Source organism: Halomonas sp., assembly GCF_034520545.1.
GTDB lineage: Bacteria > Pseudomonadota > Gammaproteobacteria > Pseudomonadales > Halomonadaceae > Halomonas.
This window is the reverse complement of sequence record NZ_JAXHNN010000010.1, coordinates 478819-502952: the sequence shown is the minus strand read 5'-3', so window position 1 is coordinate 502952 and position 24134 is coordinate 478819. Positions and strand designations below refer to the sequence as shown.

21 protein-coding genes are annotated in these 24134 nt (G+C 64.1%); 19 read left to right on the top strand and 2 right to left on the bottom strand.

What is annotated here, in order from left to right:
• Positions 1-11: 11 nt before the first annotated feature.
• The 17 genes from asd to U5L98_RS10875 all read left to right on the top strand — a co-directional run bounded on the left by asd (position 12) and on the right by U5L98_RS10875 (position 20071).
• Positions 12-1124 (top strand): aspartate-semialdehyde dehydrogenase, encoded by a 1113-nt coding sequence (gene asd / locus U5L98_RS10955; protein ID WP_322558337.1) that lies wholly within the window; start codon positions 12-14, stop codon positions 1122-1124.
• 273 nt (positions 1125-1397) lie between these two features.
• Positions 1398-4217 carry a FimV/HubP family polar landmark protein gene (locus tag U5L98_RS10950; protein ID WP_322558336.1) on the top strand — a complete coding sequence of 940 codons (2820 nt, stop codon included), beginning with the start codon at positions 1398-1400 and terminating at the stop codon, positions 4215-4217.
• Between the two features lie 6 nt (positions 4218-4223).
• Positions 4224-5144, top strand: a complete 921-nt coding sequence (truA, locus tag U5L98_RS10945) for a tRNA pseudouridine(38-40) synthase TruA (RefSeq protein WP_322558335.1) — start codon at positions 4224-4226, stop codon at positions 5142-5144.
• Complete coding sequence (locus U5L98_RS10940; RefSeq protein ID WP_322558334.1) at positions 5141-5779, top strand: phosphoribosylanthranilate isomerase; 639 nt, start codon at positions 5141-5143, stop codon at positions 5777-5779. Before truA ends, U5L98_RS10940 begins: the two co-directional genes overlap by 4 nt.
• A 58-nt stretch (positions 5780-5837) precedes the next feature.
• Entirely contained in the window at positions 5838-7052 is a 1215-nt protein-coding gene (gene trpB, locus U5L98_RS10935; protein WP_322558333.1) for a tryptophan synthase subunit beta, read from the top strand.
• Between the two features lie 15 nt (positions 7053-7067).
• The gene (trpA, locus tag U5L98_RS10930; protein ID WP_322558948.1) at positions 7068-7871 is read left to right on the top strand and encodes a tryptophan synthase subunit alpha; all 804 of its coding nucleotides are present in this window, start codon (positions 7068-7070) and stop codon (positions 7869-7871) included.
• A gap of 78 nt (positions 7872-7949) precedes the next feature.
• On the top strand, positions 7950-8969 hold the full coding sequence (gene accD, locus U5L98_RS10925; protein ID WP_322558332.1) for an acetyl-CoA carboxylase, carboxyltransferase subunit beta: 1020 nt from the start codon (positions 7950-7952) through the stop codon (positions 8967-8969).
• Between the two features lie 9 nt (positions 8970-8978).
• On the top strand, positions 8979-10307 hold the full coding sequence (gene folC, locus U5L98_RS10920; protein ID WP_322558331.1) for a bifunctional tetrahydrofolate synthase/dihydrofolate synthase: 1329 nt from the start codon (positions 8979-8981) through the stop codon (positions 10305-10307).
• An 8-nt stretch (positions 10308-10315) separates the two neighbouring features.
• Entirely contained in the window at positions 10316-10966 is a 651-nt protein-coding gene (locus U5L98_RS10915) for an SPOR domain-containing protein (protein ID WP_322558330.1), read from the top strand.
• A 2-nt stretch (positions 10967-10968) separates the two neighbouring features.
• Entirely contained in the window at positions 10969-11562 is a 594-nt protein-coding gene (locus tag U5L98_RS10910) for a CvpA family protein (protein WP_322558329.1), read from the top strand.
• A gap of 79 nt (positions 11563-11641) precedes the next feature.
• Positions 11642-13165, top strand: a complete 1524-nt coding sequence (gene purF, locus U5L98_RS10905) for an amidophosphoribosyltransferase (RefSeq protein WP_322558328.1) — start codon at positions 11642-11644, stop codon at positions 13163-13165.
• Complete coding sequence (locus U5L98_RS10900; RefSeq protein ID WP_322558327.1) at positions 13149-14372, top strand: O-succinylhomoserine sulfhydrylase; 1224 nt, start codon at positions 13149-13151, stop codon at positions 14370-14372. The genes purF and U5L98_RS10900 overlap by 17 nt, the downstream gene beginning before the upstream one ends.
• Before the next feature lie 124 nt (positions 14373-14496).
• On the top strand, positions 14497-15186 hold the full coding sequence (locus U5L98_RS10895) for a type 1 glutamine amidotransferase domain-containing protein (protein WP_322558326.1): 690 nt from the start codon (positions 14497-14499) through the stop codon (positions 15184-15186).
• 174 nt (positions 15187-15360) lie between these two features.
• Complete coding sequence (locus U5L98_RS10890; RefSeq protein ID WP_322558325.1) at positions 15361-15915, top strand: cytochrome b; 555 nt, start codon at positions 15361-15363, stop codon at positions 15913-15915.
• 44 nt (positions 15916-15959) lie between these two features.
• Complete coding sequence (locus U5L98_RS10885) at positions 15960-16544, top strand: YceI family protein (RefSeq protein ID WP_322558947.1); 585 nt, start codon at positions 15960-15962, stop codon at positions 16542-16544.
• Between the two features lie 283 nt (positions 16545-16827).
• Positions 16828-18654: a putative bifunctional diguanylate cyclase/phosphodiesterase gene (locus tag U5L98_RS10880; protein ID WP_322558324.1), complete on the top strand. Its 1827-nt coding sequence runs from the start codon at positions 16828-16830 to the stop codon at positions 18652-18654.
• A gap of 118 nt (positions 18655-18772) precedes the next feature.
• Positions 18773-20071 carry an MATE family efflux transporter gene (locus U5L98_RS10875; RefSeq protein WP_322558946.1) on the top strand — a complete coding sequence of 433 codons (1299 nt, stop codon included), beginning with the start codon at positions 18773-18775 and terminating at the stop codon, positions 20069-20071.
• Positions 20072-20186: 115 nt separating this feature from the next.
• On the opposite strand, the gene U5L98_RS10870 is transcribed toward U5L98_RS10875, so the two are convergent.
• Together U5L98_RS10870 and U5L98_RS10865 are read right to left on the bottom strand one after the other, a co-directional pair.
• Entirely contained in the window at positions 20187-21374 is a 1188-nt protein-coding gene (locus U5L98_RS10870; RefSeq protein WP_322558323.1) for an amino acid aminotransferase, read from the bottom strand.
• Positions 21375-21713 (bottom strand): 4a-hydroxytetrahydrobiopterin dehydratase, encoded by a 339-nt coding sequence (locus U5L98_RS10865; protein ID WP_322558322.1) that lies wholly within the window; start codon positions 21711-21713, stop codon positions 21375-21377. It lies immediately after the preceding gene.
• 224 nt (positions 21714-21937) lie between these two features.
• Here U5L98_RS10865 and U5L98_RS10860 point away from each other — a divergent pair, with 224 nt between their 5' ends.
• Both U5L98_RS10860 and U5L98_RS10855 read left to right on the top strand, forming a co-directional pair.
• Positions 21938-23497 (top strand): sigma-54-dependent transcriptional regulator, encoded by a 1560-nt coding sequence (locus U5L98_RS10860; RefSeq protein WP_322558321.1) that lies wholly within the window; start codon positions 21938-21940, stop codon positions 23495-23497.
• Complete coding sequence (locus U5L98_RS10855) at positions 23497-24129, top strand: hypothetical protein (RefSeq protein ID WP_322558320.1); 633 nt, start codon at positions 23497-23499, stop codon at positions 24127-24129. Before U5L98_RS10860 ends, U5L98_RS10855 begins: the two co-directional genes overlap by 1 nt.
• The last annotated feature ends 5 nt before the right edge of the window (positions 24130-24134 follow it).

Here is a 24134-nt window from a genome sequence, read left to right as displayed (position 1 = left end):
GAGGACTTCACATGTTGAAAGTCGGTTTTGTCGGTTGGCGTGGCATGGTCGGTTCCGTGCTGATGCAGCGGATGATCGAGGACGGTGACTTCAAGGGCATAGAGCCAGTCTTTTTCACTACCTCCCAGGTCGGGCAGGACGGTCCCGATGTCGGCGTCGACGTCCCCCCGTTGAAGGATGCTTTCGACCTGGAATCGCTCAAGGCGCTGGACGTGGTCGTCACCTGCCAGGGCGGCGAGTACACCGAGAAAGTCTATGCCGACCTGCGCCAGGAGGGCTGGAAGGGCTACTGGATCGATGCCGCCAGTACCCTGCGCATGGCAGACGAGGCGACCATCGTTCTCGATCCGGTCAATCGCAATGTCATCGATGCCCAGTTGGCCAAGGGAGCCAGGACCTTCGTCGGCGGCAACTGCACCGTGAGCCTGATGCTCATGGGCCTCGGTGGCCTCTTCGAGGCAGACCTGATCGAGTGGATGACCTCCATGACCTATCAGGCCGCTTCGGGGTCCGGTGCCAAGCACATGCGCGAACTGCTCAGCCAGATGGGCAGCCTGCGTGACAGCGTGGCCGACGAGCTTGCTGATCCTGGCAGTGCCATTCTCGACATCGATCGCAAGGTCACGGCGGCCATGCGCAGTGGCGATTTCCCCACCGACAATTTCGGTGCGCCGCTGGCCGGCAGCCTGCTGCCCTGGATCGACAAGCTCATGGATAACGGCCAGAGCAAGGAGGAGTGGAAGGGCTCAGTTGAGACCAACAAGATCCTCGGCCTTCAGGATAATCCCATCCCCATCGATGGCCTCTGCGTGCGCATTGGTGCCATGCGTTCACACAGCCAGGCCTTCACCATCAAGCTCAAGAAGGACGTTCCGATCGATGAGATCGAGGACCGTCTCGCCCGTCATAACGACTGGGTGAAGGTGATCTCCAACGATAAGGACGCCACCATCGATGGCCTCACGCCGGCTGCCGCGACCGGCACTCTTACCGTGCCGGTGGGGCGTCTGCGCAAGCTTGCCATGGGCGGCGAGTATCTCTCCGCCTTCAGCGTCGGTGACCAGCTGCTGTGGGGAGCCGCCGAGCCGCTCAAGCGGATGCTGAAGATCCTCCGTGAGCAATAAGCCGTGGCGCAATGGCGCATGATGGCATGAACGTAAAGCGGGACGCCGACCAGGGCGTCCCGCTTTACGTTGGCCATTGGTTGTTGGCTTTTCATGAGTGAGGGTCGCATGTCATGCGATCAATGGCTTATGTTTAAAGTACGATGAACCGTGATGATCCGTGAGGGCGCCGATAGAGTGAATGTGATACATATTCAGCATAACAACTAAGAATATATCATCAGGCCTCCGCCGGGCCCGGCGGGGCGCAGTGGAACGACGCAAGGGATCCCGATGAAACGCAAGCTGACTTTTGCCATGCTGCTTTCGCTCTCCGCCGCCAGCCCGATGGCGCTGGCTCTGGGCCTGGGGGAGACCGAGGTGAACTCGACGCTCAATGCGCCGTTGCGGGCGAGTATCCCCTTGACTGACAGCAGCGGCATGCAGGCTGAACTGCTCAATGTCTCGGTGGCCGATGAGAGCGCCTTCTCGGCGGCTGGGCTGCCGCGTACCCCGCTTGCCGCCAGCGTGAGGATGGACGTGACCCGACGCCAGGGGCGTCTGGTGCTCGACCTGACCACCGAGCGCGCGGTGCGTGAGCCTTGGATCGACCTTATGCTGCGCTTCGACTGGCCGGGTGGCCAGCAACTGCAGGAAGTGACCCTGCTGCTAGACCCGCCCGACTATGATCAGCTTCCTGCCCTGGTGGCCTCTTCGGCTCCATCGCAGGATGTTGCATCTTCTCGCAGTTCCTCTTCCTCTGCGTCGGAACCTGAGTCGCGGCCGGTGGCGAGAACCTCCAGCGACGGCTCGGGAGATCCCGCTCGGGTGCGCAACGGCGATACCTTGTGGGCCGTGGCTGGCCGGCTGCGACCGGACAGCGGCATCAGCAGAAATCAGATGATGGTCGCCCTGGTGGAGGCCAACCCGGACGTCTTTCCGTCCGGCAATATCAACGCCATGCGGGCCGGCTTCACGCTGGTAGTGCCGCCTCGTGAGGCTATCGAGGCACGTCCCTCTGCCGAGGCTGAACGTATCGTCCAGGCCATGAACCAGGCCTGGGCTAACCGCGGCAGTGGCGCACCGGCACGGGTTGCCTTGGGCGGTTCCAGTGATACTGCGACATCAGCAGTGGCCAGCGCCCCCGGACAGGAAGGTGCCTCCAGAGAACCTGCCGCCGAGGCGCAGCCAGAGACGGCCGAGGCAGCGTCCAGTGTTGCCTCCGACACTGATGAGGATGGGAGGGGCGAGGAGGCACAGCGACTGACACTGCTCAGCGATGCCGAGGTGGCCGCCGAGGGCGTGGTGCCGGTTGAGGGCATCGCGGCCCAGCAGGAAGGCGAATCCACCGGTGCGCCGCTAGAGGAGGAAGAGGAGGAGGAAGCGGAAGCGGCGGCGCCCACCCTGGCCCTCTCCTCGGCGGCCGACTGGGAAGGGCCGCTCATTGCCCCCGAGGTGCTGGCGATGATCCAGGGCAGCGGCGGACTCACCGAGGATCAGCGCCTGCTGCGCCTGGAGTCTCGTTGGCGCGAGAATCGCCAGGCCCTGGAGGCAGTTCGCAGTGAGCGTGATGTGCTGCAATCTGAGCTCGGTGAACTGCGCGAGGAGCTCGACGCCATGCGTGACCAACTGGCCGCCCTGAGTGCCGGAGGACAAGGCGCTGATGCGGCAGGCAGCGGTGGTGTGGTGGCGCCCGGTAGCGAGCCGGAATCTTCCCAGCAAGCGCCTTGGTGGGGTGCGCTCTATCAAGGTGACACCAGCCGCAACCTGTTGCTGGGTGGTGCCGGCCTTGCGGCACTGTTGGCGCTGTGGGCCCTGGTACGTCGTCGTCGTCGTCGCGAGGAGAGCGAGCCGGCGGCGGTGTTCAACGAAGTTCGGCCGTGGGATTCGACGGCTGGCGGCGTTGTTGTACCGGGCAGCGCCGAGGCGCAGAGAGCAGATGTTCGCCGCGAAGAGAGGGAGACGTCGGTGCGCACGTCGATGCCCGAGGCCGAGGCGATCAGCGAAGCCGATATCTTCATCGCCTACGGGCGTCACGACCAGGCTCGCGAACTGCTGGAATCCAACCTGGCACATGAGCCAGACCGTGATGACCTGAGGCTCAAGCTATTGGGGGTGCAGCTGTCGCAGGGCGATAATGCGGCGGCAGCCCGGCAGGCCGAGCTGCTGCGCGCCGGCGGAGATCCGGATGTTCAAGCCCAGGTAGCTCACCTGATGGAGCGTCATTCTCACGCTGCTCCGTCTGCCTCGGTCACGGACACCACGGCGGATACGCCTGCCGAGCGGGCGGTCTTCCCCGAGGCCGACGAGCTTCCCCCGCGTCGCTTCGATGACTCCGATGCTTCTGACGAGACGCACGTCGATGAAGAACCTGGGTCTGACGAGGCACCGGAGGAAACTTCGGTCACCTCGTCGGAGCCCGAAGAGACACCATCCACTACACCGCTAGAGCCCGAAGAGACACCATCCACCTCACCGCCAGAGCCCGAAAAGGCCCCTCCAGCCGGTGATCAGGCCGATCCGCTGGTACGCTATCGTCCGCCCGAGCTGGAGCCAGAGCCAGAATCGGAGGAGGGCGACGCCTCACGGCCGGAGGCCGTGGCATTGTCCGATCAAGATGGCAAGCCGTCCCAAGTGGACGAGCGACCCGAGGTAGCGTCATCCGAAGAGCCGGAAGAGAGCGAGGAATTTCCGACAGTGCCACTGACCACTCGCGAAACGGACGACGGACGCAACGTTATCGACTATAGTCCGCCGACGCTGGAAGAGCGCACAGCGCCTCGCGAAGAGACGCCCATGCAGCCCAGCGTGGAGTTCACCCCGTCCGGAACTGGGGACGGCGCCACCGCGGATACTGTGCCCGGCAACAAACCGGATAGCGACGCGAATGAGGAGTGGGACATCGAGGAGGTGGCCTTCCCTCCGTTGTCGCAGGATAATGCCCACTTTTCCGCGAGGGCTTCCGCCTCGTCAACCTTGGCCGAGGCACGGCGCCTGCTGGATGCCGACGCGGCCGACCAGGCGCGTGCCTTGCTCGAGAGCCTGATCGACGAGTCTGATGATCAGGATGTCAGGCAGGAGGCCCGCGAATTGCTGGAACAATCTCAGCCATGAGGCCGAATGACCCTTTTCCGATCCCTCGATGAACACCACCCCTTGACCGGTCGCCTGGCCATGGGGGTGGAATACGATGGCAGTGCTTACTGTGGCTTTCAGTTTCTCAAGCAGGCGCCCTCGGTGCAGGGTGCGCTTGAGAAGGCTCTGGGTAGGGTCGCCAGTCAGGCGGTGCGCGTCCACTCCAGTGGACGCACCGATTCCGGTGTCCATGCCACTCGCCAGATCATCCACTTCGATCCGCCGGTGGCGCGCTCCGAGAAGGCCTGGGTGTTTGGCGTGAACGCCAATCTGCCGCGCGACGTCGCCGTGCGCTGGGTCAAGGAGGTGCCCGAGACCTTCCACTCTCGCTTCAAGGCGCTGGCTCGCCGCTACCGCTATATTCTGCTCAACCAGCCTAGCCGTCCGGTACTGGAGCGCGCCAACGTCACCTGGTGCCGCGACCCGCTGGATGCCGAGGCCATGCACCGCGCCGCTCAGGCGCTGGTGGGGGAGCATGATTTCTCGAGCTTTCGTGCCGCCGGTTGCCAGTCGAAGACTCCCTGGCGTCACCTGCACTTCATCGAGGTGCACCGCCACGGCCCGCTGGTGGTCATCGACGTCCAGGGCAATGCCTTCCTACACCATATGATCCGTAACATCGTCGGTGCCCTGGTCACCGTTGGGCGCGGCGAGCGCGGCGATGACTACCTGGGCGAGCTCATGGCGCTGAAGAATCGCCGGCTTGCCGACGTCACCGCGCCGGCGTGCGGCCTGCACTTCGTGGACTCGCTCTACGACGAGTGCTGGGGGCTGCCTCGCGAACCGCTGGGCCCCAACCTGCTGGCTTTCCTCGGCGAGTGGGCCGGTGAACGGCCGTTGCCGGACTGCCCGATGGTCGAGTTTCGCCGCGGTCGCCCGGTGGCTGCCGGCCAGGAGGCGATATGACCCAGCGTACCCGCGTGAAGTTCTGCGGCCTGACGTGCCCCGAGGATGTTGATGCCGCCGTAGCCCAGGGCGCCGACGCCCTGGGCTTCGTGCTGTGGCCGGGCAGCAAGCGCGCCATCGACGAGCCCCGTCTCGCCGAGCTTGCCAACCGAGTGCCGGCCTTCGTGACCCGGGTAGGGCTATTCGTGGATGCAGAACCGGCGTGGATCGCTCGCTGTGCTCCGCATCTGGACCTGCTGCAGTTTCACGGTAATGAGGCCCCTGAGACCTGCGTGGCCGCGGGCCGTCCCTGGATCAAGGCGTTGCGCATGCGCGATGAGCTCGATCTGCACGCCGCCGCCGAGGCTTACGGCGGGGCACAAGCTCTGCTGCTCGACGCCTATCGACCGGGCGTGCCGGGGGGTACCGGCGAGACGTTCGACTGGTCGCGAATCCCCGCAAATCTGACAAAACCTGTTATCCTCGCCGGAGGCCTGACGCCGGACAACGTGGCCGAGGCGATCTCAGCCGTTGCCCCCTTCGCCGTGGATGTCTCCGGCGGTATCGAGGCCCGTCCCGGCATCAAGAATGCAGCGCGTATGACGGCTTTCCTGAGAGCCGTGCGTCAGGCTGACGACGAGCGTCATTGCGCGTGAATCGCTCGATTCACCCTGTTTTTCATCCCCCTTCTGGCGACCCTGTGAGGTGTCTTTCGTGAGCAAGTTCAGTGACCTGACCCGTCTGCCGGATGCTCGTGGCCATTTCGGTGCCTTCGGTGGCCGGTTCGTTTCCGAGACTCTGAGCTTCGCCCTGGACGATCTGGCCAAGACCTATATGAGTCTTCGCAACGATCCGGACTTCCTGGCGGAATTCGACTACGACCTGGCCCATTTCGTGGGCCGTCCTTCGCCGCTGTACCTTGCCGAGCGATGGTCGAAGCAGATCGGGGGCGCGCGGATCTGGCTCAAGCGTGAGGACCTCAACCATACCGGGGCGCACAAGGTGAACAACACGGTCGGTCAGGCACTGCTCGCCAAGAAGACCGGCAAGCCGCGCGTGATCGCCGAGACCGGGGCAGGGCAGCACGGCGTGGCCTCCGCCACGGTGGCGGCCCGTCTGGGGCTTGAGTGCGATGTCTACATGGGTGCCGCGGATGTGGAGCGCCAGAAGCTCAACGTCTATCGCATGCGCCTGCTGGGTGCCAACGTCATTCCGGTGGAGTCCGGTACCCGCACGCTCAAGGATGCCATGAACGAGGCGCTGCGCGACTGGGTGACCAATGTCGACACGACCTATTACATCATTGGCACCGTGGCCGGTCCTCACCCCTATCCGATGCTGGTACGGGACTTCAACGCCGTCGCCGGGCGAGAGGCGCGGCGACAGTCCTTCGAGGAGTTCGGCAAGCTTCCCGACGCGCTGATTGCCTGCGTGGGTGGTGGCTCCAATGCCATGGGGCTGTTCTATCCCTTCGTTGAGGATGACGAAGTGGCGATGTACGGCGTCGAGGCGGGCGGCGATGGTGTCGAGACGGGCCGTCATGCTGCGCCTCTCGCCTCGGGTGCCCCGCGCGGCGTACTGCACGGCAACCGCACTTACCTGATGTCTGACGAGGGCGGTCAGGTCTCCGACACGCATTCGATTTCCGCGGGCCTGGACTACCCCGGCGTCGGTCCCGAGCACGCGCTCTGGAAGGACGTGGGAAGGGTCAACTATGTGGCCGCCAATGACACGGAAGTGCTCGAGGCTTTCCGTGAATTGACCCACGTCGAGGGCATCATGCCAGCGCTGGAGACCGCCCATGCCCTGGCCTATGCCAAGGTGCTGGCGCCCACCATGCGTCCCGACCAGAACATCGTGATCAACCTCTCCGGTCGTGGTGACAAGGACATCATGACGGTGGCAAAGATTGACGGGATCGAAATCTAGATGACGGCCAAGACCATGAATCGTATCGACCAACGCTTCGCCGCGCTCAAGGCCCAGGGTCGTCGCGCGCTGATTCCCTATATCACCGCTGGTGACCCGGCGCCTGAGCACACCGTCGGCTTCATGCACGCCCTCGTCGAGGCGGGCGCCGATGTCATTGAGCTAGGGGTGCCGTTCTCGGATCCCATGGCTGATGGGCCGGTCATCCAGAAGGCCTGTGAGCGTGCGCTCAAGCATGGCGTGCGGCTCTCTCACCTTTTCGAGATGGTGCGCGAGTTTCGCCAGACCGACAGCGAGACCCCGGTGGTGCTGATGGGTTACCTCAATCCCGTGGAGCGCATCGGTCTGACGGCCTTCGCCGATCAGGCCGCGGAGGTCGGCGTCGATGGCGTGCTGATCGTCGACATGCCGCCCGAGGAGGCCGACGAGGTCGGTCCGCTGCTCAAGGCCCGTGGCCTGGCCTCGATCTTCCTCGTCGCACCTACCACTTCCCGCGCTCGGGCCGCTACAATATGTGCCCATGGCGAGGGTTATATCTACTATGTTTCGCTGAAGGGTGTGACCGGCTCGGTAATCCTCAACGCAGAGGATGTGGCGGAGCATCTGGCGCCCCTGCGCGAGATGACCGATTTGCCGCTGTGCGTAGGTTTCGGCATCCGCGATGGGACCTCGGCGGCCGAGGTAGGCAAGGTGGCCGACGGCGTGATCGTCGGCTCGGCGCTGGTCAATCGCATCGCCGAGAACGCCGAACGGCCCGAAGCGATCCCGGCCGCCCTGAAGGCGGTGCTGGGGGAGATGCGCCAGGCGCTGGACGCCTGATCCGGGCTCGTCGCCAATCGAATCGACCCCGCCCCCGGCGCCGCCGGGGGCATCAGCCTATACGGAAGTGTTTCTGACATGAGCTGGCTAGACAAGATCGTGCCCTCGGTGGGCCGCATCCAGCGCAAGGATCGCCGGGCGAGCGTGCCTGACGGTCTGTGGCGCAAATGCCCCAAATGCGAGGCGGTGCTCTATCTCCCCGAGCTTGAGAAGCATCACAACGTTTGCCCCAAGTGTGACCATCACCTGCGACTTACTGCCCGCAAGCGACTTGACTGGTTTCTGGACAAGGAGGGGCGCGAGGAGATTGCCGCCAATCTCGAGCCGGTGGATCGGCTCAAGTTCCGCGACTCCAAGAAGTACAAGGACCGCCTGGCAGCGGCCCAGAAGGAGACCGCTGAGAAGGACGCGTTGATCGCCATGCGTGGTTCCCTGGAGGGACTGCCGGTGGTGGTGGTGGCCTTCGAGTTCACCTTCATGGGGGGTTCCATGGGCGCCGTGGTGGGCGAGAAATTCGTGCGAGCCGCCACCGTCGCGCTCGAGGAGGGCATCCCGCTGATCTGCTTTTCCGCTTCTGGCGGTGCACGGATGCAGGAGGCGCTCTTTTCGCTGATGCAGATGGCCAAGACCTCCGCGGCTCTGGAGAAACTCAAGCAGGCTGGCGTGCCCTACATCTCAGTGCTCACCGATCCGGTTTTCGGTGGCGTCTCGGCATCCCTGGCGATGCTCGGCGACCTCAATGTGGCCGAGCCCAATGCGCTGATCGGCTTTGCTGGCCCGAGGGTCATCGAGCAGACGGTGCGCGAGCAACTGCCGGAAGGTTTCCAGCGTAGCGAGTTTTTGCTCGAGCACGGCACCGTGGACATGATCGTGTCGCGCGGGGAGATGCGTGATCGGTTGGGCGGTGTGTTGCGCAAGCTTACCCACTGGCCGGTGGCCGGGGATGATGCTCCCGTCACTGACGAGCCCGACCTGGTGCAGGCAGCAGAGCAAGCCGAGCAGGAAGAAGCCCAGGTGACAAACAGCCTGCTGGCCGCCGAGCCGGAGGTCGACCGTGATGCCGAGCAGTACGGCGAGCGTCCCGATCCCGCGCGCTGATCGATCGGCATGAGCGATCACACTCTTCCCGATACGCTTCCGGCCTGGCTGGCCCGGCTGGAGGCGGCGCACCCGATCGGTATCGACCTCGGTCTCGAGCGTGTTGCCGAGGTCGCTCGTCGTATGGGGCTGCTGGCGGCTCCGCTTGCCGACCGAGTCATCACCGTGGCCGGGACCAACGGCAAGGGGTCTACCGTTGCCATGCTCGAGGCGCTGGCCCTGGCTCATGGGCACTCTACGGCGGCCTACACCTCGCCCCACCTACTGCGCTACAACGAACGCCTGCGGCTGGACGGCCAGGAAGCCGATGACGCGACGTTGATCGCCGGCTTTAAGGCGGTGGAGGCCTCGCGCCTGGCGGGCGAGCCGGTCAGCCTGACCTATTTCGAGGTGGGCACCCTGGGGGCGCTGTGGGCCATCGCCCGACGGCCAACCGACCTCGCGATTCTCGAGGTCGGTCTCGGCGGTCGACTGGATGCGGTCAACGTCATCGACCCGGATGTGGCGGTGATCACTACCGTGGCTCAAGACCACGCCGCCTTTCTCGGGACCGATCTGCAGGGCATTGGCCGCGAGAAGGCCGGTATCCTTCGTGGCGGTCGGCCTGCTGTGCTGGGCAGCACGATGCTACCGGACAGCGTAAGGCAGACGGCCGGCGAGCTTGGGGCCCAGGTCTATGTTCTAGGTGAGGCCTTCTGTCGAGAGGGTGACAGTGAGGGATGGACCTGGCAGGCCCCCGAAAGCGCTCTAAGGGCAATTCCCGATCTTCCCGACCCGGGCCTGCCCCTGGACAATGCCGCAACGGCCCTGCAGGCCCTGACCCTGGCCGGAGTCGATCTGCAAGCCGACGCCTGTCGCCGCGCGCTGGCCAGCGTCGAGCTGCCTGGGCGCATGCAGTGGCTGGGGCAGTGGTGCCTGGATGTCGGCCACAATCCCCATGCCGCCGGCTATGTTGCTCAGCGCCTGGCGGCCCGCCCCTGCACGGGGCGCACCTTCGGCCTGCTGGGTATGCTCGCCGACAAGGATGCCGATGGTGTGATCAGCGCCCTGGCGTTGGTGGTGGATGCCTGGGTTCCTGCCAGTCTTGCGGGGGAGCGTGCCCGCATGGCGGATGACCTGGCCGAACGCCTGGCCCTCCACGGCGGCGAGGTGTGGCACCTCGGCAGTTCGCCGGTCGAGGCGGCTGAATGGCTGGCGGCTCGGCTTCTGCCCGAGGATCGGGTGCTGGTCTGTGGTTCCTTCTTCACCGTGGCCGACGTGCTGGAATGGCGGCTGGCGGTGAGCAAGGCGACGGATCAGACTGCAGGGGAAGACAAGGTCATCGAGGGAACGAGATGAAATACGGAATGCGAGAACGTCTCAGTGGAGCAGTGATCCTGATTGCCCTGGCGGTAATCTTCGTTCCCATGCTGTTCGATGAGCCGGCGCCGCGCAGCGAGCGGCCTAAGCCGGTGATGACCATCGAGCAGCCGGTGGAGGTAGAGCGTCGTGACTTGCCCGACCCGGAACCGCCGTCGAGCCTCGGTCAGATCCAGTCGCCCAGCGGGGTATCGTCGCCTGACCAGGAGAGCTCGGATGATCGAGTCGCACCGGAGACCGAGCAGGCGGACGAGGCCGTGGCCGAAACGTCCTCTGCCGAGGCCCCGGGCACGGAATCTGCCGGGGCACCCGCCGATGATCCCATTGCCGAGCTTGCTCGTGCCGCTGACCAGCGCCTGTCGAGCCAGGCGGAGCAGGCGAGCCGCGAAGCCGCGGAGACCACCCCCGAAGGAGAGTGGGCCGTCCAGGTGGGCAGCTTCGGGGAGCCGTCCAATGCCGAGCGTCTCGAGTCGAACTTGGCCGCACAGGGCCTGCCCGTCTACAGTCGCGTCCGAGACAACGGCCTGACCACCGTCTATGTGGGTCCCTACGCCACCTCCCGTGAGGGCGAAGAGGTGATGGCCGAGCTCAAGGCTGAATCCAACCTTCAGGGCCTGCTGGTTCGGGCGGGCAACTGAGCATGGCGCTGACCTGGATCGACTGGCTCTTCGTGGCGTTGCTGACGGTGACCGGGCTGATCGGTTTCTTGCGCGGGTTGATTCGCGAGGCCCTGGGGCTGGCCGCCTGGGTCATTGCCCTGCTGGCCGCGCGGCTACTCGCCGAGCCGGTGGCGGATCTGCTCTCCGGTGTGATCGACAATCCGGATGGACGCCTGGTGCTGGCCTTCGTGCTGGTGATCTTCGCAGTGATCCTGCTCTGCGGCATCATCATCCGTGTGGTCCATGCGGCCGTGGAGTGGGTCGGAATGGGGCTGCTGAACCGGGTGACCGGTGCTGCCTTCGGCTTGGCCAAGGGAGCCGCGATCCTGGTGCTGGCGACCATCCTGATCAGCCTGACGCCGCTGGCCAAGCTCCAGGCCTGGCAGGACGCTGAGCTGCGACCAACCTTCGAGCAGCTGCGCGACCGGGCGGTGAGTCATCTCGAGGCCTGGGAAGGACGCCTTCCCGAGGCGCCGGAATCGCTGCGCGAGTTCTCGCTGCCGCGCCCGGAACAGGCACCGGCAAGCGATAGCGAATCACACTCGGACGACGCCGGAGAGGCGACGGATCCCTGATAGACCAATTTCAGACGGGTCGGGTCGCGGTCCGTCCTGACTCTTTAGACCAAGTTTCGGGCAAGCGAGGTAAGGTGGAATGTGCGGTATCGTGGGCCTGATGGCCAAGCAGGCGGTGAACCAGGGTATCTACGACGCCCTGACGGTGCTTCAGCACCGCGGGCAGGATGCCGCCGGCATGATGACCTGGCACGAGGGCCGCTTCCTGTTGCGCAAGAGCAACGGCCTGGTGCGGGACGTCTTCCACACTCGCCACATGACGCGCCTGAAGGGGAACCTGGGCATTGGCCATGTGCGCTATCCCACGGCGGGCTCCTCCAGCGAGGCGGAATCTCAACCTTTCTATGTGAACTCCCCCTACGGCATCACCCTCGCCCACAACGGCAACCTGACCAATTCCGACCAGCTCAAGCAGGAGTTGTTCTCCTCCGACCTACGCCATATCAATACCAGTTCCGACTCGGAGGTGCTGCTCAACGTCTTTGCCCACGAACTCGGCAAGCAGGGCCTGCACCTGGAGCCTGGCGATATCTTCGATGCGGTGCGACGCGTGTACCGTCGCTGCCGGGGTGGCTACGCTGCGGTGGCTATCATCAACGGCGTGGGGCTGGTGGCCTTCCGTGATCCCAATGGCATTCGTCCGGTGGTATTCGGCACCCGCGACGAAGGCCAGGGGCAGGAGGTGATGATCGCCTCCGAGTCGGTGGCCCTCGACGTAGGTGGCTTCGATCTGCACCGTGACCTGGCCCCGGGTGAGGCGATCTTCGTCGACATGACCGGCACCATCCATACCCAGCAGTGTGCCGATCATCCGCGCCTCGTCTCCTGCATCTTCGAGCACGTCTACCTGGCCCGCCCCGACTCGATCCTCGACGGCGCCTACGTCTACGGCACCCGCATGCAGATGGGCCGCAAGCTTGGCGACCGCATCCAGAACGAGTGGCCGGAGCACGATATCGACGTGGTGATCCCGATCCCCGACACCTCGCGCACCTCGGCACTGGAACTGGCCCAGCATCTGGGGGTGACCTATCGCGAGGGCTTCATGAAGAACCGCTATATCGGGCGGACCTTCATCATGCCAGGCCAGACCCAGCGCAAGAAGTCGGTGCGCCAGAAGCTCAATGCCATCGGCATCGAATTCAAGGACAAGAACGTGCTGCTGGTGGATGACTCCATCGTGCGCGGTACCACCTGCAAGCAGATCATCCTGATGGCCCGCGAGGCCGGCGCAAGCAAGGTCTATTTCGCCTCGGCCGCGCCCCCGGTGCGCTATCCCAACGTCTATGGCATCGACATGCCGGCGGCCAGCGAGCTGATCGCCCACGGGCGCAGCGAGGCCGAGGTGGGCGAGCTGATCGGCGCGGACCGGATCTTCTATCAGGACCTCGACGATCTGCAGACCGCGTGTCGCGAGGTGAACCCCGAGCTCGAGGCCTTCGATTGTTCGGTGTTCGATGGCAAGTACGTTACCGGTGATATCGACGAGCGTTACCTGTCGGATCTCGAGGCCTCGCGCAGCGACGATGCAAAGCAGCAGCGCAGCGCCGGTGACCATGCCCTGGTGGGGATGCACAACCAGGAAGATGACATCGACGACTGAGGGGCAGGTCATGCAGCAGGATGAGACAACACAGCAGGAATGGGCACTTGAAACCCTGGCGATCCGTGCCGGTCACCAGCGTACCCATGAACAGGAGCATGGCGAGCCGATCTTTCCGACCTCGAGCTTCGTCTATGGCAGCGCTGCCGAGGCGGCGGCCAAGTTCAGTGGCGAGGAACCGGGCAACGTCTACTCGCGCTTCACCAACCCCACGGTGCGCACATTCGAGCAGCGTCTGGCGGCCATGGAGGGCGGTGAGCGTTGCGTGGCCACCAGTTCCGGCATGTCGGCGATCCTGGCCACCGTCCTGGCCTTGCTAAAGTCGGGCGACGAGATCGTGGCCTCACGTTCTCTGTTCGGTTCTACGGTCAGCCTGTTCGACAAGTATCTGGGCAAGCTGGGCATCACCACGCGCTACGTGGAGCTGTCCGACCTCGAGGCCTGGGAGGCGGCGGTGACGCCGGCCACCCGCTTGCTGTTTGCCGAGACACCGTCCAACCCACTTTCCGAGGTGGTGGACATTGCGCAGTTGGCCAGTATTGCCCGGCGCCACGATGCCTGGCTGGCCATCGACAACTGCTTTCTCACCCCGGCGCTGCAGAAGCCGATTGCCCTGGGCGCCGACCTGGTGATCCACTCCGCCACCAAGTACCTGGATGGCCAGGGCAGGGCGATCGGGGGTGCCGTGGTGGGGCGTGACAAGGAGCTCGAAGAAGTATTCGGTGTGGTGCGCACCTGCGGCCCTTGCCTGAGCCCCTTCAATGCCTGGATCTTCACCAAGGGCCTGGAGACGCTCAACCTGCGCATGCGGGCTCACTGCGAGAACGCTCGAATCCTGGCGGAGTGGCTGGAGGGACATCCTGCGGTGGCAAAGGTCCACTACAGTGGCCTGACCACGCATCCGCAGCATGAGCTCGCCAGCCGCCAGCAGCAGGGCTACGGGGCGGTGCTGGGCTTCGAGGTGAAAGGCGGTCGCGAGGCAGCCTGGTCAGTGATCGACGCTACACGGTTGCTTTCCATCACCGGCAACCTGGGTGACGTCAAGACCACCATCACCCATCCCGGCACCACCACCCATGGGCGCCTCTCGGAGGAGCAGAAGGACGCCGCGGGGATTACCGAGGGGCTGATTCGTGTGGCGGTCGGCCTGGAGGCCATGGAAGACATCCGCGCCGACCTGGCCCGGGGGCTCGACGCCCTGGTGTGATCGTTCTTCCGGTCCTCCGCCCGATGAGGGCTAGTCGCGGTTGATAGCCCCTCCACCTTGAACTCCTGTCTCACGTCGCCATCTCAAATGGGCACGCATTCACTGTCGCCCGAGGAGGGCCGTGATGAAGATCCTGATGGTACTGACGTCGCACGACCGCATGGGTGACACCGGCCATGAGACCGGTTTCTGGCTCGAGGAATTCGCCGCGCCCTACTACGTCTTTAAGGATGCCGGCGCCCAGGTCACCCTGGCCTCGCCCAAGGGTGGCCTGCCGCCGGTCGACCCCAACTCCCAGGCCGAAGAGGCCCTCACCGAGAAGACCCGGCGTTTCGAAGCGGATTCCCAGGCCAGGTCGCAACTGGCCAGCACGTTGAAGCTTTGCGAACTCGATGTGAGCGACTTTGACGCCGTCTTTTTTCCCGGCGGACATGGCCCGCTGTGGGACCTCACCGGCGACCCCGATGCCCGCCGCCTGGTCGAGGGTTTCCTGGCGGCCGAGCGGCCGGTGGCGGCGGTCTGCCATGCACCCACGGTGCTGCTCGAGGCCCGCACGCCGGAAGGTGAGCCGCTGGTCAAGGGTCGCAAGGTCACCGGCTTCGCCAACAGTGAAGAGGAGACGGTAGGCTTGACCCAGGTGGTGCCGCACCTGCTGGAGGATGCGCTCAAGGCGCAAGGCGCTCGCTACGAGCGCAGCATCGATGACTTCAGGCCCTTCCAGGTGCGCGATGGTCTGCTGGTGACGGGCCAGAACCCGGCATCCAGCGCCTCTACCGCTCGCCTGTTGCTCGAGGTGCTCGACGGTCGGGGCTGACGGCCCCAGCTGCCGAGAAGCTCTTTGTCGCTCGCCATGCCTGCCGCGGCGGGCGGCATATGGTTTTTCCGAATGCTGCGTTCGGCTTTTTTCAGCGGATGCCGATATTACGCTGCGGTATGCTGCTTCTTATAGCTTTTCCCATAGACATGACGCGGACCGAGGCACCTGATCATGTGGAAGAACACCCTTAGCGGCTGGGGGTTGGTCAGTATCCTGCTGCACTGGATCAGTGCCCTGGCCATCATCGGTCTTTTTGCCCTGGGCTGGTGGATGACCGGGCTCGGTTATTATGACAGCTGGTACAACCTGGGGCCCTGGTGGCATCGCTCCGTTGGCATGCTGCTGCTTTTCGCCACCCTGCTCCGAGTAGTGTGGCGCTTTGCCAATCCTGTGCCGGTGGAGAGAGGGCATCGCCTTGAACGTCTGGCCGCCCATCTTGGCCACATCGGCCTTTATGTGCTGATGCTGGTGGTACTGGTCAGTGGCTACCTGATTTCCACTGCCGACGGTAAGGGGATTAGCGTGTTCGATGCTTTCGTTGTGCCCGCCCTTATCAGCGACCTGCCCCAGCAAGCCACCGTGGCTGGCCAGGTCCACTGGTACAGCGCTCTGGCACTCGTCCTGCTGGCGGCGGGGCACACACTGGCCGCCCTGAAACATCATTGGGTCGATCGCAACGACGTCTTGATGCGTATGGTCGACCCGCGCCGTTCCCGTCGTCGCTGAGGCGATATTTCCCCGAGACGACCCGCAACTAGGAGAAACACATGATGCTCAAGAAGACCGCCATTGCCACCGCCCTGAGTGCCGCCGCCCTGATGGGCGTCAGCCAGGCACAGGCCGCCGACTACGTTATCGATGCCGACGGCCAGCACGCCTTTGTGCAGTTCAAGATCAGTCACCTGGGCTATTCCTACATTCTCGGCAGCTTCGAGGAGTTCTCTGGCAGTTTCAGCTACGACCCCGAGAACCTGGAAGACTCGACCGCTAGCCTGGAAGTCGACGTGGCAAGTCTCAACAGCAACCATGCCGAGCGTGACAAGCACATCAAGAGCGATGACTTCCTTGATGTGGGCGAGTATCCCACCGCTACCTTCACATCCACCGGTTTCGAACCGACCGGCGACAACGAAGGCGTGCTGACCGGCGAGCTCACCCTGCACGGTGAGACCAACGAGTTCGAGATGCCCGTTACTCTGGTAGGTGAGGGCAAGGACCCCTGGGGGGGCTATCGTGCCGGCTTCGAGGGCTCTACCACTCTGACGCTGGCCGATTACGGCATCGACATGAGCGACTTCCCCGAGGTGATGCACGAACTCGAGCTCTATGTGACCTTCGAAGGTATCCGTCAGTAAGGCATATCCACTCGGCTTCGGCCCTTAGTTCAGCATGACACCCCCCGGAGGAATCTCCGGGGAGTGTAGCGTTTTAGCGGGTCGGTGATGGAACGATTAGCGGATCTCGTTGAGTACCGCTGCGGCATCGTGGCGCTTCAGCACCAGAAAGTGCACTGCAGCCGTCGGCATGGATGACATATGTCGGTAGGATGAGGGTTCTGGATGTCGCACGCCATGTTATTCCCACCTCATGATGAGTGGCGGCATCGTCTTTCGATGACGACAGGGATTAATTGATTCAATGGGCGGTCGCGATACCGGCTTCCGGCACTGGTTGGCGCGTCGGTGGCAAGAGATCAGAGCAGGGAGGTCCGATGTCCGGGACGATAGCGTCACCGATGACATAGGGGTCGTGCGCCGCCAGTACCTGGAGAGCGAACAGCGTTTCCGGGTCTTGCTGGAGAGTCTGCCCAAGGTGGCGGTCCAGGGTTATGACCGCGACCGCCGCGTGATCTACTGGAACGAGGCCAGCACCCGGCTTTATGGCTACGCCGCCGAAGAGGCCCGGGGCCAGCTGCTGGAAGAGCTGATCATCCCGGCGCCGATGCGCGAAGCGGTGATCCAGGCGCACAGGGCCTGGTTGAGGGAGGGGGTCGAGATTTCCGCCGAGGAGCTCGAGCTCCAGCACAAGAGCGGGGAGCTGGTCCCGGTCTTTTCTCACCACGTCATGCTCGGTGAGCACACCGATGACCCCCTGATGTTCTGTGTCGACGTGGACCTCTCGGGCCAGAAGCGAGCAGATCGCCAGCTGGATTTCGCCACGCGCTTCGATTCGTTGACCCACCTGCCCAATCGCCGGACCTTCGAAGCGCAGCTTGACGAGGTCATCGCCGATTGTCGACGGCAGGACACCGGAGTGGTCTTGGTCTACCTGGATATCGACCACTTCGTGGATATCAATGACACCCTCGGGTACGAGCAGGGTGATCGATTGCTGGTCGAGTTGACCCGGCGGCTTTACCTTGCGACGAGGTCCTCCGACTTGATGTCGCGACTCTCCAGCGACGAGTTCGCAATCGCCTTCCCGGGGTTCAAGCGCGAGGATGTGCTTTCGCAGCTGGTTTACAAGGTCCAGCAGGTCCTGAGGGCGCCCTTCCTGGTGAATGGTTCGCGGCGTCAGGTGACTGCCTGCCTGGGCGTAAGTCTCTATCCGGATAATGGCAATACGGCACGTGAGCTGATACGCAATGCTGATGTCGCTAAGAACCGGGCCAAGCTGGATGGTCGCGGCAGCGTGTGGTTCTTCGACCAGCAGCTTCACGACGAACTGCTCCACCAGCATCGCCTCGTCGACCGCCTGGAGCAGGCCATGGACAGCGAAGAGCTCTCGCTGCATTACCAGCCGCAGGTATCCGCCGTCAGCGGTCGCATCGAGAACCTGGAGGCACTCCTTCGCTGGCAGCCGGCGGAAGGTCCGTCGATCTCTCCGGCCGAGTTCATTCCTCTCGCAGAGCGCTCCGACCTGATCCATCGTCTCGGTGACTGGGTCATGGAGGCTGCGTGTCGTCAGCGGTCGTTGTGGCAAGATGCCAGTCTGGACATCGCACGCATCGATATCAACTTCTCCGGTCGGCAGATGAGCCGGCGCGATGTCTTCCAGCGTTTCGAGGATTGCCTGGCGCGCTATGGCCTTGGGCCTCGGCATATAGGTCTCGAGCTCACCGAGAATGTGCTGATCGAAGCCGACAACAGGGTCCTGGAGGGTCTGCATCGGCTCCATCACCTGGGCTTTCGCATCGCTATCGATGATTTCGGCACCGGCTACTCGTCACTCAGCTATCTCAAGCACTTCCCGGTCACGGCGCTTAAGATCGATCGGACTTTCGTGCGTGATGCTCCAGAACAGCCCAAGGATCGGGCCATCATGGAGGCCGCGATCTTCATCGGCCATCGCCTGGGACTCGAGGTCGTGGCCGAGGGTGTCGAGAATCGTGAGCAGCTCACCCTGATCCGGGAGATGCGCTGCGACCTGGTCCAGGGGTTCTATTTCTTCCGTCCCATGCCCGCTCCGGAGTTGGAGCGAGTGCTTGGCGGACTGTCGACGGGGTATCAGGGCGGTTCGTGCTGAGGCCGACGCCACCTTGGCGTAGAATGCCAGGCTTGCGAACGACCACGGAGTCCCTGTGAATTCTCTCGACGAACCCCGTTCCTCGCTTGGCCTCGTCCTCTGGCGCCAGACCTGGCCCATGGCCATCGGCGTGCTGGCACTGCTTGGTTTCCAGCTGGTGGACAGTGCCTTCATCGCTCGGCTCGGCACGGCGCCGCTGGCCGCCCAGTCCTTCACCTTTCCGTTGTCCTTCCTGGTCATCGGCATCCAGGTTGGCATGGGAATCGCCATTGCGGCCCTGATCTCACGGGCCCTGGGGGCAGGGGAGTCTGCTCGGGCACGGCGATTGGGCAGTCTGGTGCTGCTGGTGGGCACCGTGACCATTGCCCTGCTGGTATTGCTGCTGTGGGCCCTCCAGACGCCGATCTTTACCCTGCTGGGGGCCGAAGCGTCCACCCGTGAGTTGATCCGGCCATACTGGGCGCCCCAACTGCTGGCGGCCTGGCTGGGGGCCGTGCTCTATTTCGGCTATAGCCTGTTCCGGGCCCATGGAGACACCTGGCTGCCAGGCAAGATGATGGTGATCACCAGTCTGGTCAACATGGTCCTCGATCCGGTGCTGATCTTCGGCATCGGGCCCTGGGCGGGTTTGGGTCTGCCCGGGGCGGCCTGGGCAACGTCGATCGCCTTCGCAACCGGCCTGTTGGTGCTGAGCCGTCGTCTGGGTGGCATGGACTGGCTGGCGGCCGAGGGACTCCTCGCGGAGCTGCGCCGTTCGCTGGTGCCCTTCGCCGGCATTGCCGGCCCGGCCATGATCAGCCAGCTGATGCCGCCCCTGGCGGCCATGCTCGCCATCTCGGTAGTGGCCTCCCTGGGCGAGGCCCAGGTGGCGGCCTGGGGACTGGCGAGCCGCCTGGAAACCCTCTCGTTGATGGTGGTGCTGGCCATGACGATGTCGCTGCCGCCGTGGCTCGGACGCTGTTACGGTAGCGGGGACTGGGACCAGATACACCGACTGATGCGCCTGGCGCTCAAGGTGGTGGTGGTCTGGCAGCTGTCGCTGGGCATCCTGATGGCCCTGGCCTCGCCCTGGGTGGCGCTTGTCCTTTCCGGCAATCCCGAGGTGCGCGGTGACCTGGCAACCCTGATTCGCTTCCTGCTGCCGAGCTATGCGGCACTGGGGGTCTGCATGATCGTGGTCTCGGCGGGCAACGCCCTGGGCTGGCCGCTGCGAGCCATGTTGATGTCGGCTGCCCGGTTGTTCATCTTCTACTTGCCCTGCCTTTGGGTCGGGTCCTGGCTGGGTGACCTGCGCGGCCTCGCCATGGGCGCAGCGCTCGGAAACCTGCTGGCGGGCCTGGCCGCCTGGCAGGTCCTGCGACGTATCCTCGCGGCCCCTCGCAGGCAGCCAGTGACAATGGAGCGTCCGATCAACTAGGTGTGACAGGCAAGGCAGAGTGATGATCGGCTAACTGAAGTCTCGCATTCTGTCTCGCCGCAACGACAACGCCCGGGCCATCGGCCCGGGCGTTGTCGTTGCAAGGATGCCGTGATCAGTTGACCGCGGCGATCGCCTGGGCCAGGTAGTTCAGGTTGTCATGGGAGAAGCCGGCCACATTGGCGCGACCCGAACGCACCATATAGATGCCGAAGTCATCGCGCAGGCGGTCGACCTGCTCGGGTGTCAGGCCGGTGTAGGAGAACATGCCGCGCTGCTCGGCCACACAGGCGTATTTCTGGTTCAGCTCGTAGGGCTTCAGGGCCTCGACGAAGTCGCGACGCAGGGTGTTGATGCGGTCGCGCATCTCGGTGAGCTCCTCGCGCCAGACGGCCGCGAGCTCAGCGGAGTGCAGGATCTCGCTGACGATGGCACCGCCGTGGGCCGGCGGGTTGGAATAGTTCTCGCGCGCCACGATGGCGATCTGTGAGCGAACATTTTCCATCTGCTCGTTATTCTTCGCCACCATGATCAGGCAGCCGGTGCGCTCGCAATAGATACCGAAGTTCTTGGAACAGGAACTGGTGACGATGACCTCGTCGAGGTTCTCGGCCATCAGCCGAACCCCGTAGGCGTCTTCATCCAGGCCCTCGCCGAAGCCTTGATAGGCGAAGTCGATCAGCGGCAGCAGGCTGCGCTCGCGGACCACCTCCAGTACCTGATGCCACTGGTCGCGGGAAAGGTCGAAGCCGGTGGGGTTGTGGCAACAGGCGTGGAGCAGCACCACATCACCCTCCGGGATCTGTTTGAGAGCCCCCAGCATGCCGTCGAAGTCGAGACGATTCTCTGCATCCACATAGGGATACTTGTTCAGGGTCAGTCCGGCGGCCGGGAAGATGCCCAGATGGTTCGGCCAGGTCGGATCGGAGACCCAGATGTCCTTGCCGGGCAGCTGGGTGGCGATGAAGTCGGCCGCCAGACGCAGGGCGCCGGTTCCGCCGGGTGACTGGGTGGCACTGGCACGCTTGGCCTCCAGTACCGGCGACCCTTCGCCCAGCACCATGGGCAGGATCACTTCGCCATATGCCGGCGCGCCATGCGAGCCGATGTAGGTCTTGGTGGTTTCGTTCTTGAGCAGCAGGGCCTCGGCTTCCTTGACGGCGCGCATCACCGGAGTGTTGCCCTGGTCGTCCTTGTAGACGCCGACGCCGAGATCGACCTTCTGAGGATTGGTGTCTTTCTTGAAGGCTTCGATCAGACCGAGGATGGCGTCCCCGGGAACCCGCTCAATTTTCTCGAACATTTATTTCGCTACCTCGTCGGTTCTGGCGGCAAGAATGAAATCGTTCCTGTGCAGGCCCTTGATCTTGTGTGACCACCACGTAACGGTCACCTTGCCATATTCGGTGAGGATCGCGGGATGGTGATCGGCTTGCTCGGCGATCTCGCCGACTCGCTGGGTAAAGTCGAGGGCCTGCTGGAAGTCGCGGAACTTGAAGCTCCGCTCCAGCTGCATGATGCCATCGCGATCGACGATCTGCCACTCGGGGATATCGGCCTTGTACTGCTCGATCTCGTCTTCGGTCACCCTGGGAGCGTCGATGCTGCAGGCCTCGCACTGCTGTTTGGAAAGCTGGCTCATGGTATCTCCTTGTCGTTTCGATGGGTCTACGGTCAACCTTGTTCATGATCTTCTGTCCGGAAATGTCGTGCAGAGTGCCAAGATCGTCAAGTGCTTGGCAGAGCGGGTGGGGGCAGTCGATGGGAGTTGGCGCGCCTTGAGGCATAGCGGGTGTCACGTTATCTTGACACCCCAGTCACGTTGACGTGACAACTTTACAGACACCCATGAGAGAACCTGGCCCGATGCGACTGAGGTTTCACTGCCAGAACCGGATCGGCATCCTGCGCGACATCGTCGCCAATTTCTCCGATTACGGCCTCAACGTGGCCCGCGGAGAGGTAGGGGGCGAGCACGGCAATGCCATCTACCTGCATGTGCCCAACCTGCTCCATGCGCAATTGGCCACCCTCAGGCCGGAGCTGGAGTCGGTACCGGGGGTCTTTGCAGTGCGCCAGGTCAGCCTGATGCCCAGCGAGCGACGGCATCTGGAGCTGGATGCGCTGCTCTCCTCGCTCTCCGACCCGGTGATGTCCATCGATATGGAAGGGCATATCGTGGCCGCCAACCGGGCTGCCGGACAATTGCTTGGCGTGCGCGTCGACGAGGTGCCCGGGTTGTCACTGGATCGTCATCTCCCGGAGCTGGACCTGCCGGCCCTGATCCGACGCAACAATGCCAGGGTCAATGGCTTGCGTATCAAGCTGCGTGACACCACCTTCCTTGCCGATATCGCGCCGCTACACCGGGAGCACCAGGATGACGTGGCCTCATTGGCCGGTGCCGTGGTGACCCTGCACCGAGCCGACCGCATCGGGGAGCGTATCTATCAGGTGCAGCGTCAGGAGCACCGCGGCTTCGAGGCGATCTTTCAGGCAAGCCCACGACTGCAGACGGTGATTCGCGAGGCCCGGCGGATGGCGCCGCTGGATGCCCCCTTGCTGATCCAGGGTGAGACCGGCACCGGCAAGGAACTGCTGGCCCGGGCCTGCCACCTGGCCAGTGCGCGGGGAAAGGCTCCCTTCATGGCCCTCAACTGCGCCGGCCTGCCCGAGTCGATGGCAGAGACCGAGCTGTTTGGCTATGCCCCCGGTGCCTTCGAGGGCGCGCGAGCCGAAGGCAAGCTGGGCCTGCTGGAGCTGACGGCCGACGGCACCATCTTCCTCGATGAGGTGGGCGAGATGAGCCCGCGGCTGCAGGTCAAGCTGCTGCGTTTCCTGCAGGATGGCGGCTTTCGCCGAGTGGGGAGCGACGAGGAGACCTGGCTCGACGTGCGGGTCATCTGTGCCACACAGCAGGATCTTCCCGCACTCTGTGCCGAGGGGCTGTTTCGACATGATCTCTACCATCGCCTCAATGTGCTGTCGCTGCAGGTGCCTCCGCTGCGTGAGTGCCGGGATGGCATCGAGGCGTTGGCAATGCACTTCATCGACCGAGCCGCCCGCCAGATCGGCTGCCGCCTGCCGGAGCTCTCGGCGCCGGCCCTGGCGAGGCTCGTCGCCTACCATTGGCCCGGCAATGTCCGCCAGCTCGAGAACGTGCTCTTCCAGGCGGTGTCGCTGTGCGAAGGCGAGACTATCGAACCTGCTCACCTGCGCCTGCCTGACGTCGGGGGGGCGGCAGGTCTTGCGGGTATCGAGCTGGAGGGGTCCCTCGCCGGCATCCTCGGCAAGGTGGAGCGCCGGGTGCTTGAGGAGCTTTATCCCCAGCATCCGTCCAGCCGCCAGCTGGCCAAGCGACTCGGGGTTTCCCATACCACTATCGCCAACAAGCTCAGACGTCACGGAATCGGCGGGGAGGGGTGATGCGCCGTCCTACCGGAAGCTCTCTGCCGCCTGAAGGGCTGCCTTTGTGGCTCAAGCGGATTTTCAGCCTCTGGGTGATGACCTGGGCGTTATCCTATTGGGTTCTGATCGGCCCCCAGAACTTCTTCTGGCTGTGCAACCTGGCCAATTTCCTGATCCTGGCGGGGCTCTGGAGCGAGAGCCGGCGGCTGATCTCCATGCAGTGGCTGGCCGTGGCCCTGGTGGGCACCTTATGGGCGGTGGATGTGGGCACCGCCTGGATGACCGGCTGGCACCCCATCGGCGGCACAGAATACATGTTCGATCCCCAACATCCCTTGCTGACTCGGATCTTGTCGCTCTACCACCTGTTCCTGCCGCTGGTGGCGGGCTTCGCGACCTGGCGGATCGGCTATGACCGCCGTGCCCTACTCTGGCAGTGCGTGCTCACCTGGGTAGTGATTCCCGCCAGTTACCTCTTCACCGAGGCCGAGCGCAACATCAACTGGGTGCATGGGCCCTTCGGGCAGCCTCAGGACACTCTCCCGGCCCTGGTGTATCTGATCGGCTTGATGCTGCTATGGCCGCTGGTGGTCTACCTGCCGGTCCACCTTCTGACACTCGCCCTGTCGCGCTGGCGCCACCAGGGATGAACCGG

Coding starts and splice junctions, on each gene's coding strand:
- U5L98_RS10895 (WP_322558326.1), top strand. CDS start 14,497: ATGAAGATCCTGATGGTACTGACGTCGCACGACCGCATGGGTGACACC.
- U5L98_RS10950 (WP_322558336.1), top strand. CDS start 1,398: ATGAAACGCAAGCTGACTTTTGCCATGCTGCTTTCGCTCTCCGCCGCC.
- U5L98_RS10890 (WP_322558325.1), top strand. CDS start 15,361: ATGTGGAAGAACACCCTTAGCGGCTGGGGGTTGGTCAGTATCCTGCTG.
- U5L98_RS10885 (WP_322558947.1), top strand. CDS start 15,960: ATGCTCAAGAAGACCGCCATTGCCACCGCCCTGAGTGCCGCCGCCCTG.
- truA (WP_322558335.1), top strand. CDS start 4,224: ATGACCCTTTTCCGATCCCTCGATGAACACCACCCCTTGACCGGTCGC.
- purF (WP_322558328.1), top strand. CDS start 11,642: ATGTGCGGTATCGTGGGCCTGATGGCCAAGCAGGCGGTGAACCAGGGT.
- U5L98_RS10910 (WP_322558329.1), top strand. CDS start 10,969: ATGGCGCTGACCTGGATCGACTGGCTCTTCGTGGCGTTGCTGACGGTG.
- U5L98_RS10880 (WP_322558324.1), top strand. CDS start 16,828: ATGGGCGGTCGCGATACCGGCTTCCGGCACTGGTTGGCGCGTCGGTGG.
- accD (WP_322558332.1), top strand. CDS start 7,950: ATGAGCTGGCTAGACAAGATCGTGCCCTCGGTGGGCCGCATCCAGCGC.
- U5L98_RS10860 (WP_322558321.1), top strand. CDS start 21,938: ATGCGACTGAGGTTTCACTGCCAGAACCGGATCGGCATCCTGCGCGAC.
- U5L98_RS10870 (WP_322558323.1), bottom strand. CDS start 21,374: ATGTTCGAGAAAATTGAGCGGGTTCCCGGGGACGCCATCCTCGGTCTG.
- trpA (WP_322558948.1), top strand. CDS start 7,068: ATGAATCGTATCGACCAACGCTTCGCCGCGCTCAAGGCCCAGGGTCGT.
- folC (WP_322558331.1), top strand. CDS start 8,979: ATGAGCGATCACACTCTTCCCGATACGCTTCCGGCCTGGCTGGCCCGG.
- U5L98_RS10940 (WP_322558334.1), top strand. CDS start 5,141: ATGACCCAGCGTACCCGCGTGAAGTTCTGCGGCCTGACGTGCCCCGAG.
- U5L98_RS10900 (WP_322558327.1), top strand. CDS start 13,149: ATGACATCGACGACTGAGGGGCAGGTCATGCAGCAGGATGAGACAACA.
- asd (WP_322558337.1), top strand. CDS start 12: ATGTTGAAAGTCGGTTTTGTCGGTTGGCGTGGCATGGTCGGTTCCGTG.
- U5L98_RS10865 (WP_322558322.1), bottom strand. CDS start 21,713: ATGAGCCAGCTTTCCAAACAGCAGTGCGAGGCCTGCAGCATCGACGCT.
- U5L98_RS10875 (WP_322558946.1), top strand. CDS start 18,773: ATGGCCATCGGCGTGCTGGCACTGCTTGGTTTCCAGCTGGTGGACAGT.
- U5L98_RS10915 (WP_322558330.1), top strand. CDS start 10,316: ATGCGAGAACGTCTCAGTGGAGCAGTGATCCTGATTGCCCTGGCGGTA.
- U5L98_RS10855 (WP_322558320.1), top strand. CDS start 23,497: ATGCGCCGTCCTACCGGAAGCTCTCTGCCGCCTGAAGGGCTGCCTTTG.